A 15286-nucleotide genomic window follows, 5' to 3' on the forward strand; every position below is an offset into this window, starting at 1 on the left:
TCGCCCGGCGCACCGCGCTCAAGCTCCTGGCCGCCGGGAGCCTCTTCCCGCTGGCGGCCTGCCAGAAGATCGAGCGCGATAACCGCCCGGCCCCGGCCCGGGCCAGCGCCCCGGCTCCCACCGAAGCCGCCGCGGCGGCGCTGCCGGCCGCCCCGATCAAGGCGGTGACCCCGATCGCCACCATGAACTGGCCCACCTCCGACCCCTTTCTCTTCTGCGCCCATCACCGCGACGACTACCCCGCCAGCGATGGCACCATGGCGCCCGACGCCTCGCTGGCCGGACGCCACCTGGGCCGGGACTTCGCCGAGCATCAGCCCTGGCGCATGTACCACGGGCGCCGGGTGCCGGGCTTTCCTCGCCATCCCCACCGCGGCTTCGAAACCGTCACCGTGGTGCGTTCGGGCTACCTCGATCACACCGACTCCATGGGCGCCGCCGCCCGCTACGGCGGGGGCGACGTGCAGTGGCTCACCGCCGGCGCCGGCATTCAGCACTCCGAGATGTTCCCGCTCCTGCGCGACGACGCCCCCAACCCCCTGGAACTCTTCCAGATCTGGCTGAACCTGCCCCGCGCCGACAAAATGGTCGACCCGCACTTCACCATGCTCTGGAACGAAGCAATCCCCCGGGTCGTGGAGACCGACGCCCACGGGCGCATCGTGGAGCTGACCCTGGCCGCCGGCGCCTACCAGGGCCAGCGCCCCCCCGCACCGCCCCCGGCCTCCTGGGCCTCCCGGGCAGAGAGCGACGTGGCCATCTGGTCGATTCGCCTGGAGGCCGGCGCCCGCATTGAGCTGCCGCCGGTCCGCCCCGGCACCCTGCGCTCGCTCTACGTGCACACCGGCCAGGGCGTCAAAGTCGCCTCCCGCGCCATCGCCAATAAGCGGCGCGTGGAGTTCGACCACCCCGGCCCCATCGTCCTGGAGGGTGGCCCGGCCGAAGCCGAAGTGCTCCTGCTGCAGGGCGCGCCCATCGGCGAACCGGTGGCCAAACGCGGCCCCTTTGTCATGAACACCCAGCAGGAGATCCGCCAGGCTTACCTCGACTACCAGAGCACCGGCTTCGGAGGCTGGAACTTTAGCGACAACGGCCCGGTCCACCCCGGCGATCAGGGCCGCTTTGCCCGCTATGCCGACGGCACCCGCGACGAACCCACCTGAACAAGAAGCCCCCGTCGCGCGCGCTTGTAGGGGCCTTTACTTTCTCGCCACCGGTGGCTATCCCCCCCGGGTACGCCGGGCGCGCTTATCTTTTCTACGAGACGAGCCGGCTGGCGCCTCGCCACCCTCTGGCGCTCAGGACGACCTGAGCGCCTGTCGTTTGATTGAGGGACGACCCTCGCCAATCAAGACGAGCGCGTATGACCAGGGCATGGATCGCCCTCATCGTCGCCGGCCTCCTCGAAGTAGGCTGGGCCACAGGGCTCAAAGAAAGCAACGGCTTCACTCGCCCCATCCCCTCCATCCTCACTGTGATCGCCATGGGCGCGAGCTTCTATCTGCTCTCCCAGGCCATGAAGGTGCTCCCGGCCAGCTCGGCCTACGGCATCTGGGTCGGCATCGGCGCGGTGGGCACGGCCATCCTCGGGATGCTGGTCTACGGTGACAGCACCTCCCCCCTGCGCTGGCTCAGCATTGTGCTGGTCGTGCTGGGCCTGGCCGGCCTCAAACTCACCACCTGAAAGCCCCGGGGCCCGCGTGCGGGCCCCGGCTCTCAAAAGTAGGTGGCCAGCCCCAGCTGCACGAGCATGCCCCGCTCCGGCGAGTTGCCCACCAGGTCGGTCATCCACTCCAGCCCGTAGTTCAGCCGGAACACCGTCTCTTTCCCCGAGACGTCGACGCCCCCCTTTGTCGCCGTCTGGGATGAGGAAACCCGCGCCGAGAGCCATTCCCAAGACACCTGGCCCGACCTGATCGCCGCCCCCCCACCGAGTGGTCCACCACCGCCGCTCTCACCGCGCTGGCAGGGCGACGCCCTGGTCTTCGTGGCCATTGACCTACAGCACTCGGTGGGCGCGCCCTTCGCCATAGAGGTCGACCTCCACCCCCTCAGCCTCAAAGCCCCTCCCGACCTCACAGAGATGGCCACCTCAGAGCTCATCAGCGACACCGGGGGCTATTTTGGTCGCGCCGAAGCCTCGCTCCCCCGGGCGATGTCCGAGGACGACCCCATCCGGCGCGACGACTGAGCCTCAGGGCGCCTGACTCGCCATGCTCTCCAGCTCCGGCACCCGCGTGGGCTTTCCGTGCGCATCGAGCGCCACCATCACGAACTTGCCCCGGGTGCCCGGCTGCCGATCGCCGCTTAAGAGGTCTTCGGCCACCAGCGTCACCTCCACCGTCACCGAGGTCCGGCCCGTCTCCACCACCCGGGCCGTCAGCTCCACGAGCTGCCCCTGGCGCACCGGCACATGAAAATCACACCGCTCGCTGCACGCCGTCACCACCGTGCGCCGCGTGTAGCGCGAGGCCACGATAAACGCGGCCTTATCCATCAGGGCCAGGGCCTGCCCCCCGAAGAGCGTGCCGTAGTGGTTGGTCTGCTGCGGAAAGACCATCTCAATCAGCTGCACCTCGGTCACAAGGCCGGGCGCGAGGGTCTGCTGGATGGTCGAGTCGTTGGAGCTGTGCATGGATCTGCCTCTCAAAAGCGTGTGGGGGCCGAAGATGCACAGCAAGCCAGAGCAACCGACGGATGTCGGCGCACGGCGACCTGCCCATCTCCCGCGAGATTCAAGGTCGATTTCGGGCTCCCTTTTCTCGGGGACTCCCGGCGCTGGCAGGTCTTCGGGCTTACGAGCGTGGCGCTCCCATCTCGGGACCAACCTCCTACCGGCCACGGCTTCCCACGCCCTTTATCAGGGGGCAGTGCCATTGGTGTGGCTTTCGTTCTCGTCAACGCCCTGAGCAGAAGGTGATGTCGCTGGATGCGAGATCGAGAGTGCGGCCAGCAAGGCGCAAAACGCAGACGATGCTTTAGCATCATCGAGGCTTTGCAACGCAGCCTGGCAGTGCTCTCGATGTAGCGGACGCGACATCAACGATAGCTCATGGCGTACTCACCGCTGCGGGGCAGCCCCGGAATCTCACCGGGTTCCCTCTTGGCCTGCACACGCTCCGGGGCGAACCCTCGACCACCGAGCGCCTGGAGACCTCGCTCCCGACCTTTGCAAAAAGGCCCGGACACCAGCGCGGCCGGAGTATCGGTCGCCCTGCCCTCAACGCGCAAGGAAAAGCCCCTCTTCCTCCCCAACCACCTCTCTGCCCCTCTGACCTTCTCCCCGGCCCCCCTTTTCTCACGCCACGCTCGCCGGCCCCATCCTGCCCTCTCATCCCACCGGCGTACCACCGAGGCTGGGCGCGGGTCGTAATGGTCTGCTACCCTGCGCACTCTCCACGTCCACGCTCCGATTCAACGCCGGCGATAGCACGATGCGAACCTACCTCTCCTTTTTTATCGTCTTTGTGGTCGGCGTGGCCTCCGGCGCCCTCCCCTTCCTCCTTCAGGCGTCGCGCTCCGAGACGCCCCCGGCGCTCCGCGCCTACAACCCGGCAAGCGAGTCCCCCCCTCGGCCCGCCCCCGGCGACGGCCACAGCGATCCCACGTCGCTCGCCAGGCCCGCGGGCACAAGCTGCGAAGCGGCGCTTGCGCAGACTCGCCAGGCCCACACCCTCGCCATCCAGGAGCGCGACGCCGCCCGCACGCAAAACCAGGAACTCACCGAGCTCATCGATCGCACCTCCGCGGCGCTGCCCATGGCCTTTCCCACCCAACTCGACGAGGCCTTTCGGCCCGAGCACTTTGAGCAGATGGTCGACCAGCTCAAAGCCGAGTGCCCCGAGATCTTTCCGCCGGAGACCACCGTGAACTGCGCCGAGTACCCCTGCGCGATGGAGTTTCCTCTGGACCATGAGGGCGACCCGCAAGAGGCCTGGCGTTTCGACTACAAAGCCGCCTGCCCGGCCATCTCCACCCTCTTTGGCCACGCCCGCCAACAGCCCATGGTCAACACCGTCGGCGACCAGACCCGCGTTCAGTACATGGTCCATGGCACCGGCGTCGGCCTCGACCAACACCTCAAGGAGCACCACCAGAAACTCCAGAACCGCCTCCAAAAGCGCTGGCATGACGAGCGCCAGGCCATGTACCGAGACTCTTTTGAAGAACCCTGCCTGAGCGCAGGCGACGCCCACGCCTGCCGCGAGCTCGCCAACGCCCACTGGAACACCACCGAGGAGCGCGAACTCTACCTGCAAACCGCCTGCGACGCCGACGACGCCAACGCCTGCAACAACCTGGCCTGGGAGCGCTGCTACGGCGCCGGCCAATGCGACGCCACCGCCGAGAGCATCGCTCGCCAGGCCGTCGCGCTCTCCCCGGAAAACGGCTACATCATCCACACCCTCGGCGAGGTGCTCTGCCAGCGCGGCCAGCCTGCTGCCGCCGCCCGCACCTGGGAGTCGGCCTGCAACATCGGCCACGACCTCTCATGCACCGAGATCTGTTCGCGCTGAGCCGAGCCCCGCCCCTCTTCCGAGGCCACACCGCCCCCCACACGCCACGCGCTCCCCTCCCCCACCCTCTGGCGAGGTGCCAGCGCCGCGTGTTAGGTGTACGCCTACATTCTGCCGGCCCCGACGCGTTCCCTCACTCGCCACCCCCTGCCGCCCATGAGCTCAGACCCCACCCGCACCAGCTTTGAGGCCGTGATGCGCGCCGGACAGGCCGCCGAGCCCACCCGCACCCAGCGCCTGCTCGCCTGGCTGGCCTACTACGGTGTCTTTGCCACCCTCACCTTCGCCCTCGGCTTCTGGGCCATCGAGCAGCTCGCCATCAGCCCCTTTGTGGTGCTCGGCCTGGCCGGCGTCGCCCTCTTTATCGCGCGCCTTTTCAAACGCTGGTTCACCGCCACGCCCTTTCGCATCGGTCTGGTGGTGGGCGCGGCGATGCCCGTGCTCGCCATGGCCCTCCTGGTCCCGGCCGGCGCCCTCCCCGGCGCCCCACAGGACCCGGGCGCTCCCACCGCGCCCTGGCGCGCGCCCCTGCAGAAACTCAAACGCCTGCGCGCCGCCGACCCCGGCGACTCCCACATCGTCTTCAGCGCGGCCGGCGACGACGCGCAGGTTGTCGTCGGCTTCACACGCTGCGTCGACGCCCTCCACCACCCCACCCCCCACCACGGATCCCTCCACAAGCAGGCCCGCGCGCGCCTGGAGCGCCACGCACCCGACTTCGCCGCCCGCGACGCCCTCCAGGTGCTCGTGATCCACGTGTGTCAGCGCTTCGACGCCGGCGACCTCGACGCCCTCCACTCCGCCCTGGATCACGAACTCGACCAGGCCGAGGAGCTCCTCAAAAGCAATCAAAGCCGGCAGGCCACCTGCGCCCCGGGCGCCTCCCTGAGCGCCCCCTCCCCCCTGAGCCTGAGCGCGGCCGCCCTCTGCCAGCTCCCCGCTGATCAGGCCCGCGCCCTGCGCCTGCACACCGAAGGCCACGATCCCGACGCCATCGCCCCCCTCCTCCACATCTCCCCTGCCGCGGCCGCCCGCCAGATCAAGCAAGGCCGCCTCAACCTCGAAGACGAAGCCCACCGCCTGGCCCGAGTCCACGGCGCATTCTAAGGGGCATTTTTTTGTAGGGGTCACACGCACAACCCCCGGGCTCAATCTCCCCCAAAAAATCAGGGGAGAATCCTTCCACCCCTCATTCTCAGCACCGCCTGGGCATGCCCCTGCGCCCACATCAAGCGCTCGTCCGGCGTCAACGACAAAAACCACCGGATAAGCGTGCGCTCGACCCCGTCCTCCGTGATCTCGTCGGGCCCCAGGCCCGTCACCGGGTCGCGCAGCTCCTCGGGAGAGGTGGACAACGCGCGTGCTTCTTCAGTCTTTGAGTCGTTCTTATCTGAGACCACAGGGACCTCCACGTTTGGGTCTGAGCGACATCGGTGTCTCACCCTCGATCCGGCGATTCCCCCCTAAAACCCTCAGCGGGCGGCGTCCATGTTGTAGCCATCGACCGAATCCCCCCGGGCATGTTTATCGGTCGCATCTCTCACCCGGCCATCAGAGCGCTGTTCTTGCACCGCAGCGGGCTTCTCGTGCGTCTGCGGCGCCTCCTGGCCAAACTCCAAACCAGCTTGCGATGTGTGTAGGGGCGAGCGACGCTTGGCCGGAGTGCCCCCCCCAAGCTGAGACGACGATGACCTTCTGGACCCCCATAAAACTTCATGCTCTGCCCGACGGTCGGGTTCGCGTCTTCGAGCAGCACGCCCATACCCGCAAACTCCGCGTAGCACCTCTTTCGACGGTTCCTCAGGACGTCGTGCAGTCGCTTCCTTGTTACAGGGAGAATCCGAAATACATCACGCATTATCACCCTCAGGCAGACGGTGATGTCGAGCGCTATGCCCAGGTCGGCGACATTGTGTTTTGTGGCGAATGGCGTTTTGGCGAGATGGTGCAGGAACGCGAATTGTCTGGCTTAACGCAGGCTCTCGTCATGCTTCGCCGCGGAGGATCCGCATGGTTTCCGCTCTCCCAACTCCGCGTGCTGGATAGCAACCTTCAGCGGCAAGCGTTGACATCCGAAGACAAGCACCTGATCGCAACGAATCGCCTTCACCTTCACTCCGTGGCGGAGGTCAATCAGGCATTGCTGCTCGCGCAGCCGAGTGCTCGTGCGTACCTCGACAATTTAGAATCACCGCTGCTCTTCGCGCACATTCGAGAAGCGCACCGGTTATGGTTTGGCCGAGTGTTCGACTGGGGAGGCCAGCTGCGCACGGAGCACGTCGTCGTCGGCCGCGAGGAAAACGCCACCACTCCACCTGAGAAGTTGAACGAAGAACTCGATGCGTTTGACACGTTCCTCCACGGCCTTCATCACCACCTTAATGGGGACTCGAACTCTCCTGAGCTGGCACCAATCTGGTTGCGAATGGCGGATTTCTATGTCCGACTTTGCCTGATTCATCCCTTTCGCGATGGCAACGGTCGTATCTCTCGCCAGGCCATCGAAGCGCTGCTCTCTCAGACTCTCGGGCAACCCACCCTGTTGAATTGGAACGCGCTCTCACGCGCCGGTGCGAAGACCCGATGGGCGTTTCGTGCCGCACAAGACCGCGGCGATCGACGCATTCTGGCCACGCTTTTGTTCACAGCATGGCGAACGTCGCTCGAAGGGAAACACGCTCGTTCACCCTCACTTCCCCCATGTCCCGATGGTTTACGTCAGGACATCTGCCCTTGAATCAGCGCTGCTCAATCGGCCCGCGCGGATCGTCGGCGGGGTCATCCGAGAGGTACGCGTAAAGCGGCAAAGCGGCGCCTTCAATACGGTCCGAGCCCTGACGACACTTCGCATCAAGGAGCTGCTCATCGCTGTATCGAGCTTGCCCTTTTGCGTCTGCGCGTTGTGTTTGCTTCTGCTCAGTCATCACGGCTCCCAATGAGGTCGGCGTCCTGCGAAGGTCCTTTCTCCTGCCAGTGCATCTCAAAACCTAAGCACCGAGGCTCAACGCTAAGACCACCATAGTGGGCGTTGGGTAAGGATGCCAACAGACCCGGATGTCCGTCTCAGCTCCCTCAGGCGAACGAACATGCGCTGGTTTGAAATCCCAAACAAGGGGAGTGAAAGCAAAATGTACTCCGTCGCGCCAATTCTCCTGTTTATCGTTCGCTCTCGGCTGAAGTTGAGTTCCAGGATGTGGCCCCCCTCCCCCACCAAAAACCCCGGACCGCTTAAGCGGCCCGGGGTTTTTGGTTCATCTCACGTCAGACATATCACCGCGCGCCCGGGGCACCGTTAACCCATCCCCCCGCGCGACGCGCCGCGCTCACTCGGCGAGCGGGGCCGGCTCCTCCTCACTCACCGGGTCGCCCCCCTCGATCTCCACCTCGCCATCCAACGCTTCGAGGTCGGCCGCCTCGGCCAGCCCGGCGCGCCGGCGCGCGGTGGGGCGCACCTGGTCGGCCCAGGCGGGCATGTCGGCCAGGCGAAAAAGGTGCTCCACGATGTTGGCCACCGGAATGTAGGTCTTATCCCAGGCCTCGGCGGCCTGGTCGCGGCGGTTTTGCAGGTCCTGAGTTTCGCGCTCTTCGGTCCCCATCGTGGCCAGCGCGGCTTCCAGCGCCGCCACCTGCCCGCGGATCAGCTCCCGCATCTCCTGCACATCGGGCGGGCTCATCGGGAGCTGGGGCTCAAAAGCATCAAGCCCCTGGCCCAGCTGCGCGTCGACGTTTTTGGCGTACATCACCAGGTCATGAACCACCTGCGGGGTCACGCCGATAAACCCGGCGTGAGCCACGGCCGGGGCCCCCCAGAACCCCTCGATCACGCCCCGCACCCGGATCAAGGCCTGACGCAGCCCTTCCATGGCCTCATCGCGGCCTCCCCGGGCGCGCGCGTCCTGACTGCGCTCCACCGCCAGCTCCTGCTCCAGCGCGACAAAAGCCGCGTACTTCGCGTCCAGACTCCGGGTCAACGCGTCGATCAACTCCGCCACCGTCAGCGGCCCGGGCGCCTCCTTGCCAAAGAGCTTGCGCTCCACGGCCGCCGCCAGCGTCTCGCGATGGCTCCGCACCGACGAGCGCACGTTTTCTTTGATCGCCAACCGGTACGCCGTCTGCTTCGAAAGCTTCGCCATACAAAACCTCTCGGTTTTACGGCCCCCCGGACAGGCCGGCTCGCCAGTCGAGCCCGGCCCCCGACTTCGAGGACAGATTGTGTGAATGCCCCGACTCTAGCCCCTGCCCGGCCTCCCCGGCAACCCACCGGTGGCCGCGCCCCCGACGAGCTGCGAAGCCTTCGCCGATCCCCCCCGCGCCTGAACCTCGCTCACCTGAGCCTCAGGCGCGCTTATCGCCCGCGCGCCGCCGCCTGCGAAGCCTTCGCCGCCACGGCCAACGCGCGAGATCGGTCGACAAAGCCTTCGCCAGCGCGTTGCGCCCTTAAAAAGACGCGAGCCAGGCCTATATGCAGGGAGTTTCAGGCGACCACGAGGCTCCGAAGGCTTAGGGGCGTCGTGTTCAACCGGCGCAGAGGTCACGTAAGCCTTCGCCAGCCCGGTCGGGGTGTCAGAAGGCGCCCTTAACCCTTCGCGGCCCGGCACCCTGGCGGCGTAGCGCCGGCGAAGGGTTCGCACCTCGCCACGGACTTTGCACACCCCGCGCTACACGCTTCGCGATCCAAATTTCATTTTAAACTAAGGTCGCTTAAGCGCATGAAGACTGGCGAATCGCCCTCCCGGCCCTCCCGGCCCTCCCGGCCCTCCGGACGCCCTCCCCGGCCCCATCCCAAAAATGTCAGCGATCGAAAGATCGGGCACCTCCAACCAAAGATCCGGGCTACAGCCCCCCTCCCGGAGCACGTAGCGTAAGCGGGGTAAGTCGCTCTTTTCCCTTACCCGGCCGGGCTCTCCGGCGAGCAGAAGGAGGCATGATGCAAGGACCCGAAGTGCTGGATGTGTTGATCGTAGGCGGAGGGCCGGCGAGTTTAAGCGCCGCGCTTTATCTGGGGCGCGCGCGCAGGCGTGCGCTTGTGGTCGATGCCGGTAGCCCACGGCATGCGCCCTCAGCAGGGGTGCACAATTTTTTGACGCGGGAGGGAGTGACCCCGGCGGGATTTCGGGAGCTGGCCTGGGCCGATCTTCAGGAGTTCCCGACGCTCTCGCGCGTTGAGGCCCGGGTGACGGCACTCGCGTTTGAGAACGACCTCTGGCAGGCCCGCACCGCGCAGGGCCACGAGCTGCGCGCCCGCGCCCTGCTCCTGGCGATGGGCACGGTCGAGATCCCCCCCGAGATTCCGGGCTACGCCGAGCGCTGGGCAAAGAGCGTGCACCACTGCCCCTTTTGCCACGGCTGGGAGGTGCGCGATATGCCGGTGGCCACCGTGGGCCATGGCGAGTTTGCGCGTCATATGGCCCCGATGCTGCAAAACTGGAGCGACGACGTGATGCTCCTCACCCACGGGGAGCCCCTGGACGCGGAGACCCGTCAGGTGCTCGAAGCCCGGGGCATCGCGCACCACACCAGCCCCATCGTCGCGCTGGAAGGCCCGGGCAGCGCGCTGCACACCATCGTGCTGCAGGACGGCACCCGGGTGGCGCGGCGCGCACTTTTTATGAAACCCGGACAGCGCCCCCATGATCTTATCCGGGAGCTGGGCCTGCCCTTAACGGGCGCCTTCGTGGAGGTCGACGCGATGCAGCGCACCGCGCTCCCCCTGCTCTGGGCCGCCGGCGACTGCACCACGGGCTTCCAGCAGGTGATCGAGGCGGCGGCCCAGGGCGCCCGGGCGGCGGCCTCGATCATCATGACCCTGACCTTCTCCACCGACTGATTCCCCCCGCCCCCCGAGCCCCGACGTGCCCCGAGACCCGACGATGCCCACCGCTCAGCCCCTTCTGCACTCCGCGCTGGAGGAGCATAAAACGCTCGTCGTCCGTCACAGCACCGGGCCCTGCTCGCGGGCTCCGGGCGTGGCGAGGGTCGTGCATGACCACGCCAGCCTGAATCTGGTGGTGAAAGGAGAGCTGCGCGTCTGGCAGGGCGCCAACTACCGGGTGCGCGAAGGTGAGTTCTTCCTCGTGCCCCAGGGCGCCCCCCACGCGCCGCTCGGAGCGCCGGAGGTCGACCGGGGCGTGGGCGAATCCTGGATGCTCGCGTTCTGCCCCTTCTGCTTTGCCCCCCACAGCCCGGGCCTGATCACCGCCGCCTTTGACGATGTCGCCGCCGGGGCATGTGCGGTACGCCGCGTCGATCGGCAGCGCCTGCCGGGCGTGATTGAGCTTTTTTCGCGCTTGAGCACGGAGCTGGACGAGCAGGCCCCCCACCACGAGCTCGCCACCCTGGGCCTGGTGGCGCTGCTCATGACCGAGGTCCAGCGCGCCGCCCCGCGCTCCGGCCTGACGAGCACACTGACCACCCCACCGCTCGTCACCGAAACGCTGGCCTACATTGAGCGCCTCGCCAGCGAGCCGATCTCCTTAAAAGAGGTCGCCCGCGCGATGGGCAAATCGCCGGCGTATTTAACGACGCTGGTTCGGGAACACACCGGTGCGACGGTGATGGAGTGGCTGACCCGGGCGCGTTTGTCGCGCGCCCGCCAGCTCCTGCTCCACAGCGACGAGCATGTGGAGATCATCGCGGAGCGTGTGGGGTATGCGAGCGCGTCGTACTTCCACCGGGTGTTCAGGGAGGCGCATCAGATGAGTCCGGGGGAGTGGCGGCGGGTGCATGGGTAGCACCGCGACCTCCTCAATCTGACCGGTTGCCCTACCTACTCCGACCTTGTTACCTTCGGTAACATCAAATCAACCGACCTCGTTCGGGGGAAGTAGGCAGTTATGGCAAAGAAAGTCGTACCCGGTCTTTATGAAACACTCATCACGCTTGGACTCGACCAAGCGCTCGAGAGCGAGCCCGACCATCGTGTCGATCGCAGCCTCCTCACAGAAGACGCCCACGTTCTTCTGACTCGCCATCTGGGCAGCGAACTCCACCGCGCGCTCAAGAGTCTCGCCGGGAAACCGAGCGAGCAGGCAGCCTTGATCAACCGCCTCCTCGAAACGTTGGATGCCGCGCTGCCGGGCTCCGCGGACGACCCGGTCAAAAGCCCCCCGGAAGCCCTGCACGCCGTCGGCACGCCACACCCTCAATTCGCCGACCGGTCCGTCACGCCACAGAGGCCAAGCATTCCGCTGTCTGCGAGCGACCTGCTTGTCAACGCCCGTCACGAGCCCCGGGTGGGCCATGTTCTCAAACAAGAGATTCCCTCGGCCGACCGCATCGACCTGCTCTGCGCGTTCATCCGCTGGCATGGGCTTCGCGTGCTCTTCGATGAACTCCAAGACCACGTTCGTCAGGGAAAGAAGCTCCGCGTGTTGACCACGACCTACATGGGCGCCACCGAACGAAGGGCCCTCGACGCTCTTTATGAGATGCACCCCGAAAACGTTGAGGTTCGCGTCTGCTACGAGGAAAAAACCACTCGCCTGCACGCCAAAGCCTGGCTTCTGCATCGCAATACGGGCTTCTCAACTGCGTTCGTGGGCTCCTCCAACCTCTCGCACTCCGCGCTGATGGACGGCATGGAGTGGAACGTACGGCTCTCCCATGCCGAGACGCCGGCGATTCTCGAAAAGTTCCGCGCGACCTTTGAGGACTACTGGGAGGACCCGCTCTTTGAGCCCTATGACCCGGCTCGCGACTCCGAGAAATTGGACCGTGCCGTGGCGGCTACGAAGGGTACCGACGCTTCTAGCATCGCCTACGTCGACCTCAATCCTTACCCGCACCAGACAGAAATCCTCGAAAAGCTCGAAACGGAACGCGAACGTCACCAGCGTTTTCGAAACCTCGTTGTCGCCGCCACGGGCACCGGTAAGACGATGGTCGCAGCTTTCGACTTCGCGCGTTATCGCCGCGAGAATCCCGACGCTACCCTGCTCTTTGTGGCGCACCGAAAAGAAATCCTTCAGCAGAGCCTAATCGCTTTCCGCACCGTTCTGCGTGATGGGGCGTTCGGCGAGTTATGGGTGGATGCGTATAAGCCCACGCGCTTTCAGCATGTGTTTGCGTCGATTCAGACCCTTTCCAACCAACTCGAGAGCCTGAACCCCGACGCCTTCGACTTTGTAATCGTCGACGAGTTCCACCACGCCGCCGCCCGCACGTATGACGAGCTTCTCGCGCACGTCGAACCCAAGATTTTGGTCGGTCTCACCGCGACCCCGGAGCGCGCTGATGGTCAGTCCATCCTTCACTGGTTCGATGGTCGCATGGCCGCCGAAATCCGCCTTTGGGAAGCCCTCGACCGCCAGCTTCTCGTCCCCTTTCAGTATTTTGGATTGCACGACAACACCGACCTCGGTCAGGTGGCTTGGGCCGGCGGCGCGTTTGGAAAGTACAACCAGGGCGCCCTCGAAAACCTCTACACAAACGACCACGCCCGGGTCGACCTGGTGCTCCGAGAGCTCCAAGACAAGCTCGTCAGCGTTGGCGAGATGAAGGCTTTGGGCTTTTGCGTCGGCATCGACCACGCCGAGTTCATGGCGCGGGAGTTCAACAAAAGGGGCATCCCCTCCATCGCGCTGACCAGCCTGTCTCCCAAAGAGGAGCGCGATAGCGCGCGACAGCGGCTCATCACTGGCGACCTCTGCTGCATCTTCACCGTCGACCTTTTTAATGAAGGCGTCGATATCCCTGAGGTGGACACCGTACTCTTTTTGCGTCCCACAGAGTCGGTCACGGTCTTCCTCCAGCAACTCGGCCGCGGACTGCGCCACGCGCCCAACAAATCCTGCCTGACCGTGATGGATTTTATTGGCAACGCCAACAAAAACTTCCGCTTCGACCACCGCTATCGCGCGCTCACCGGCACCACCCGACGCGAACTCGAGGAAGCGCTCAACGATGGCTTCCCCTACCTCCCCGCGGGTTGTTCCATCGAGCTCGACGCTGTCGCCAAGGACATCGTCCTTAAGAACGTCAAAGAGGCCGTCGGCTCCACCATGAGCTCGGTGGTCGGGGAGCTCCGAAGTGCCGCAAAAGGCAAAGACATCGGACTGGCCGAGTTCATCCACCGCTCCGGCCTCGATATTGAAGAGCTCTACCAGACCAAGAATTGGTATTTTACCAAGTTCCGCCGCGAAGCAGGCCTCCCCACGCGCGAACCGGGCCCCGAAGAAGACGAATTTGGTGGTCGCTTGAACCGCATCCTCCACATTGACGCCGCCGACCGGCTGGCCTTCTACCGGAGCCTTTTTCAAAAAGATGCCGCGCCCCAAGAGAAGGACTTGAGCGAGACGCAGCGCGACTATCTGCACATGCTTCACTTCGCCTTGTGGGGCGACACTCACGGCTCCAAAAAATACCGCGACCGCTGGCCCCAAACCCAAGACATTCTCGACCACATCTGGGCCCACCCCGCGATCAAGCGTGAGCTCTTTGAGCTCCTCACCTACCTTGACGACCACGCCACCCACGTCACCAAACCCCTGGCGGAGCTCGGCGCTAAAGTTACCCCGGAGCTTCACACCGTTCCCCTATCCCTTCACGCCCGTTATACACTCGCTGAAATCCGCACCGCCTTCGGCCTTCTCACCCCGGAAAACTCCAACCCCATCCGCGAAGGCGTCCGCTACCTCGACGAATTCAAGTCCGACCTCTTCTTCGTCACCCTCGACAAAACCGAAGCCCACTACTCCCCACAAACGATGTACCAGGACTACGCCATCTCCCCGACCCGCTTCCACTGGGAGTCCCAGTGGAACACCTCGGAGTCCAGCCCGACCGGCCAGCGCTACGTCCAGCATGAGAGCATGGGAACGAACGTGCTGCTCTTCGTTCGGCAGAAGAAGAAAGTGGGCGGGCAGTCTCAGCCCTACGTGTTCCTCGGGCCCGCGGTGTACGAGAGCCACGAGGGTGAACGGCCGATGGCTGTGGAGTGGCGGTTGAAGGAGGCGATGCCGAGTGATTGGTTTTTGGGGTCGAAGGTGGTGGCGGGCTAATGTCTAACCAAGAGAAAGAGTTTCCAGTTAAAGACCGCTTTCCCTCAAGACTCTCACAAACCACAACAACACTGAACGCAATACACACCTTAACACTAAACAAAACCAACCAAAGAATCACCTCTCCAAAAGAAGCAATTTGCCGGAAAATTAATTAAACCCAGTTAAAACATTAACACAAAAAAAACACAAACACCCACTTATCAACAACTACGGAGACACCAAATGGAAGCCTTCACCATTGCAATTAGCATTGCCACTGTCTTTATCAACATTACGCTATTATTCGTGAGCTATCAACGTACTAGTGCGGCCACGAAGCAAACCGACATCATGGAACGCTCGGTACTCGCAGAACATCGCGTAAAAATGCTAATCAGCCTATGCTCATCATGTCATAGAATTTTCAACCAAATCCAAATGGAGTCAATGAGTAGTATTGATGAGCATGGACGTAAGATCCGCGCAGAAAGCAACAAAGGCCTGCTAGAACTCTTTGTAGACTTACGCGTCTTTCAACTAATTAGTTTTGACAACACGGTCAAAGAATGCGCAAATCAAACTTATATAAAACTACAAAAACTTTGGTATGCAACTATCGGCAACGACAATGAGCGGTGGAAGCAATTGTCTGATGAAGCATCCCGTGAAATCAAATCGCTTTCAGATTTAATTGAGATGGAAATCAAAAAAATTCACGATTCCGAAGGACAAAACTAAAGCCGCACGTTTTCATAAAGGGTGAGAACCAAAACCATTCCGTCATTCAAA

15 protein-coding genes and 1 riboswitch are annotated in these 15286 nt (G+C 64.2%); of the genes, 10 read left to right on the top strand and 5 right to left on the bottom strand.

All coding sequences use genetic code 11. The annotated features are described in order from the left end of the window. Positions 1–182 precede the first annotated feature (182 nt). Both DL240_RS20925 and DL240_RS03930 read left to right on the top strand, forming a co-directional pair. Positions 183–1163 carry a pirin family protein gene (locus DL240_RS20925; RefSeq protein WP_111728727.1) on the top strand — a complete coding sequence of 327 codons (981 nt, stop codon included), beginning with the start codon at positions 183–185 and terminating at the stop codon, positions 1161–1163. Positions 1164–1363: 200 nt separating this feature from the next. Then, the gene (locus DL240_RS03930) at positions 1364–1684 is read left to right on the top strand and encodes a DMT family transporter (RefSeq protein WP_111728539.1); all 321 of its coding nucleotides are present in this window, start codon (positions 1364–1366) and stop codon (positions 1682–1684) included. A 32-nt stretch (positions 1685–1716) separates the two neighbouring features. On the opposite strand, the gene DL240_RS03935 is transcribed toward DL240_RS03930, so the two are convergent. Further along, the gene (locus DL240_RS03935) at positions 1717–1902 is read right to left on the bottom strand and encodes a hypothetical protein (protein WP_146618084.1); all 186 of its coding nucleotides are present in this window, start codon (positions 1900–1902) and stop codon (positions 1717–1719) included. 85 nt (positions 1903–1987) lie between these two features. Here DL240_RS03935 and DL240_RS03940 point away from each other — a divergent pair, with 85 nt between their 5' ends. Further along, positions 1988–2191 carry a hypothetical protein gene (locus DL240_RS03940; RefSeq protein WP_146618085.1) on the top strand — a complete coding sequence of 68 codons (204 nt, stop codon included), beginning with the start codon at positions 1988–1990 and terminating at the stop codon, positions 2189–2191. Positions 2192–2194: 3 nt separating this feature from the next. On the opposite strand, the gene DL240_RS03945 is transcribed toward DL240_RS03940, so the two are convergent. After that, complete coding sequence (locus tag DL240_RS03945) at positions 2195–2560, bottom strand: acyl-CoA thioesterase (RefSeq protein WP_430673501.1); 366 nt, start codon at positions 2558–2560, stop codon at positions 2195–2197. A gap of 203 nt (positions 2561–2763) precedes the next feature. Beyond that, positions 2764–3133: riboswitch (cobalamin riboswitch) on the bottom strand. 301 nt (positions 3134–3434) lie between these two features. Between DL240_RS03945 and DL240_RS03950 the strand changes: the two genes are divergently transcribed. After that, positions 3435–4517: a tetratricopeptide repeat protein gene (locus tag DL240_RS03950; protein WP_111728543.1), complete on the top strand. Its 1083-nt coding sequence runs from the start codon at positions 3435–3437 to the stop codon at positions 4515–4517. Between the two features lie 156 nt (positions 4518–4673). Continuing rightward, the gene (locus DL240_RS03955; protein ID WP_146618086.1) at positions 4674–5624 is read left to right on the top strand and encodes a sigma-70 RNA polymerase sigma factor region 4 domain-containing protein; all 951 of its coding nucleotides are present in this window, start codon (positions 4674–4676) and stop codon (positions 5622–5624) included. A gap of 59 nt (positions 5625–5683) precedes the next feature. Here DL240_RS03955 and DL240_RS03960 read toward each other — a convergent pair whose 3' ends face one another. Beyond that, a complete protein-coding gene (locus DL240_RS03960) occupies positions 5684–5917 on the bottom strand; it encodes a hypothetical protein (RefSeq protein WP_111728545.1) in 234 nt (77 codons plus the stop codon). Between the two features lie 287 nt (positions 5918–6204). On the opposite strand from DL240_RS03960, the gene DL240_RS03965 reads away from it, so the two are divergent. Next, complete coding sequence (locus tag DL240_RS03965) at positions 6205–7254, top strand: Fic family protein (protein WP_158542336.1); 1050 nt, start codon at positions 6205–6207, stop codon at positions 7252–7254. A gap of 1 nt (position 7255) precedes the next feature. Here DL240_RS03965 and DL240_RS03970 read toward each other — a convergent pair whose 3' ends face one another. Both DL240_RS03970 and DL240_RS03975 read right to left on the bottom strand, forming a co-directional pair. Further along, entirely contained in the window at positions 7256–7441 is a 186-nt protein-coding gene (locus DL240_RS03970; RefSeq protein ID WP_111728547.1) for a hypothetical protein, read from the bottom strand. A 399-nt stretch (positions 7442–7840) separates the two neighbouring features. Next, positions 7841–8650, bottom strand: a complete 810-nt coding sequence (locus DL240_RS03975; RefSeq protein WP_111728548.1) for a hypothetical protein — start codon at positions 8648–8650, stop codon at positions 7841–7843. Positions 8651–9444: 794 nt separating this feature from the next. Between DL240_RS03975 and DL240_RS03980 the strand changes: the two genes are divergently transcribed. From DL240_RS03980 to DL240_RS03995, 4 genes are all read left to right on the top strand, one after another. Continuing rightward, positions 9445–10344, top strand: coding sequence for an NAD(P)/FAD-dependent oxidoreductase (locus DL240_RS03980; protein WP_158542337.1), 900 nt, complete (start codon positions 9445–9447; stop codon positions 10342–10344). A gap of 43 nt (positions 10345–10387) precedes the next feature. Further along, on the top strand, positions 10388–11248 hold the full coding sequence (locus tag DL240_RS03985; RefSeq protein ID WP_111728550.1) for an AraC family transcriptional regulator: 861 nt from the start codon (positions 10388–10390) through the stop codon (positions 11246–11248). A gap of 102 nt (positions 11249–11350) precedes the next feature. After that, complete coding sequence (locus DL240_RS03990; protein ID WP_111728551.1) at positions 11351–14515, top strand: DEAD/DEAH box helicase; 3165 nt, start codon at positions 11351–11353, stop codon at positions 14513–14515. 225 nt (positions 14516–14740) lie between these two features. Further along, positions 14741–15235 carry a hypothetical protein gene (locus DL240_RS03995; RefSeq protein WP_111728552.1) on the top strand — a complete coding sequence of 165 codons (495 nt, stop codon included), beginning with the start codon at positions 14741–14743 and terminating at the stop codon, positions 15233–15235. The last annotated feature ends 51 nt before the right edge of the window (positions 15236–15286 follow it).

This window comes from Lujinxingia litoralis, from assembly GCF_003260125.1.
GTDB classification, from domain to species: domain Bacteria; phylum Myxococcota_A; class Bradymonadia; order Bradymonadales; family Bradymonadaceae; genus Lujinxingia; species Lujinxingia litoralis.

What these genes read in the sequence shown, in the direction of transcription:
- DL240_RS03985 (WP_111728550.1), top strand. Translation starts at nt 10,388, where the DNA reads ATGCCCACCGCTCAGCCCCTTCTGCACTCCGCGCTGGAGGAGCATAAA.
- DL240_RS03995 (WP_111728552.1), top strand. Translation starts at nt 14,741, where the DNA reads ATGGAAGCCTTCACCATTGCAATTAGCATTGCCACTGTCTTTATCAAC.
- DL240_RS03980 (WP_158542337.1), top strand. Translation starts at nt 9,445, where the DNA reads ATGCAAGGACCCGAAGTGCTGGATGTGTTGATCGTAGGCGGAGGGCCG.
- DL240_RS03945 (WP_430673501.1), bottom strand. Translation starts at nt 2,560, where the DNA reads ATGGTCTTTCCGCAGCAGACCAACCACTACGGCACGCTCTTCGGGGGG.
- DL240_RS20925 (WP_111728727.1), top strand. Translation starts at nt 183, where the DNA reads ATGAACTGGCCCACCTCCGACCCCTTTCTCTTCTGCGCCCATCACCGC.
- DL240_RS03955 (WP_146618086.1), top strand. Translation starts at nt 4,674, where the DNA reads ATGAGCTCAGACCCCACCCGCACCAGCTTTGAGGCCGTGATGCGCGCC.
- DL240_RS03975 (WP_111728548.1), bottom strand. Translation starts at nt 8,650, where the DNA reads ATGGCGAAGCTTTCGAAGCAGACGGCGTACCGGTTGGCGATCAAAGAA.
- DL240_RS03950 (WP_111728543.1), top strand. Translation starts at nt 3,435, where the DNA reads ATGCGAACCTACCTCTCCTTTTTTATCGTCTTTGTGGTCGGCGTGGCC.
- DL240_RS03965 (WP_158542336.1), top strand. Translation starts at nt 6,205, where the DNA reads ATGACCTTCTGGACCCCCATAAAACTTCATGCTCTGCCCGACGGTCGG.
- DL240_RS03930 (WP_111728539.1), top strand. Translation starts at nt 1,364, where the DNA reads ATGACCAGGGCATGGATCGCCCTCATCGTCGCCGGCCTCCTCGAAGTA.
- DL240_RS03970 (WP_111728547.1), bottom strand. Translation starts at nt 7,441, where the DNA reads ATGACTGAGCAGAAGCAAACACAACGCGCAGACGCAAAAGGGCAAGCT.
- DL240_RS03990 (WP_111728551.1), top strand. Translation starts at nt 11,351, where the DNA reads ATGGCAAAGAAAGTCGTACCCGGTCTTTATGAAACACTCATCACGCTT.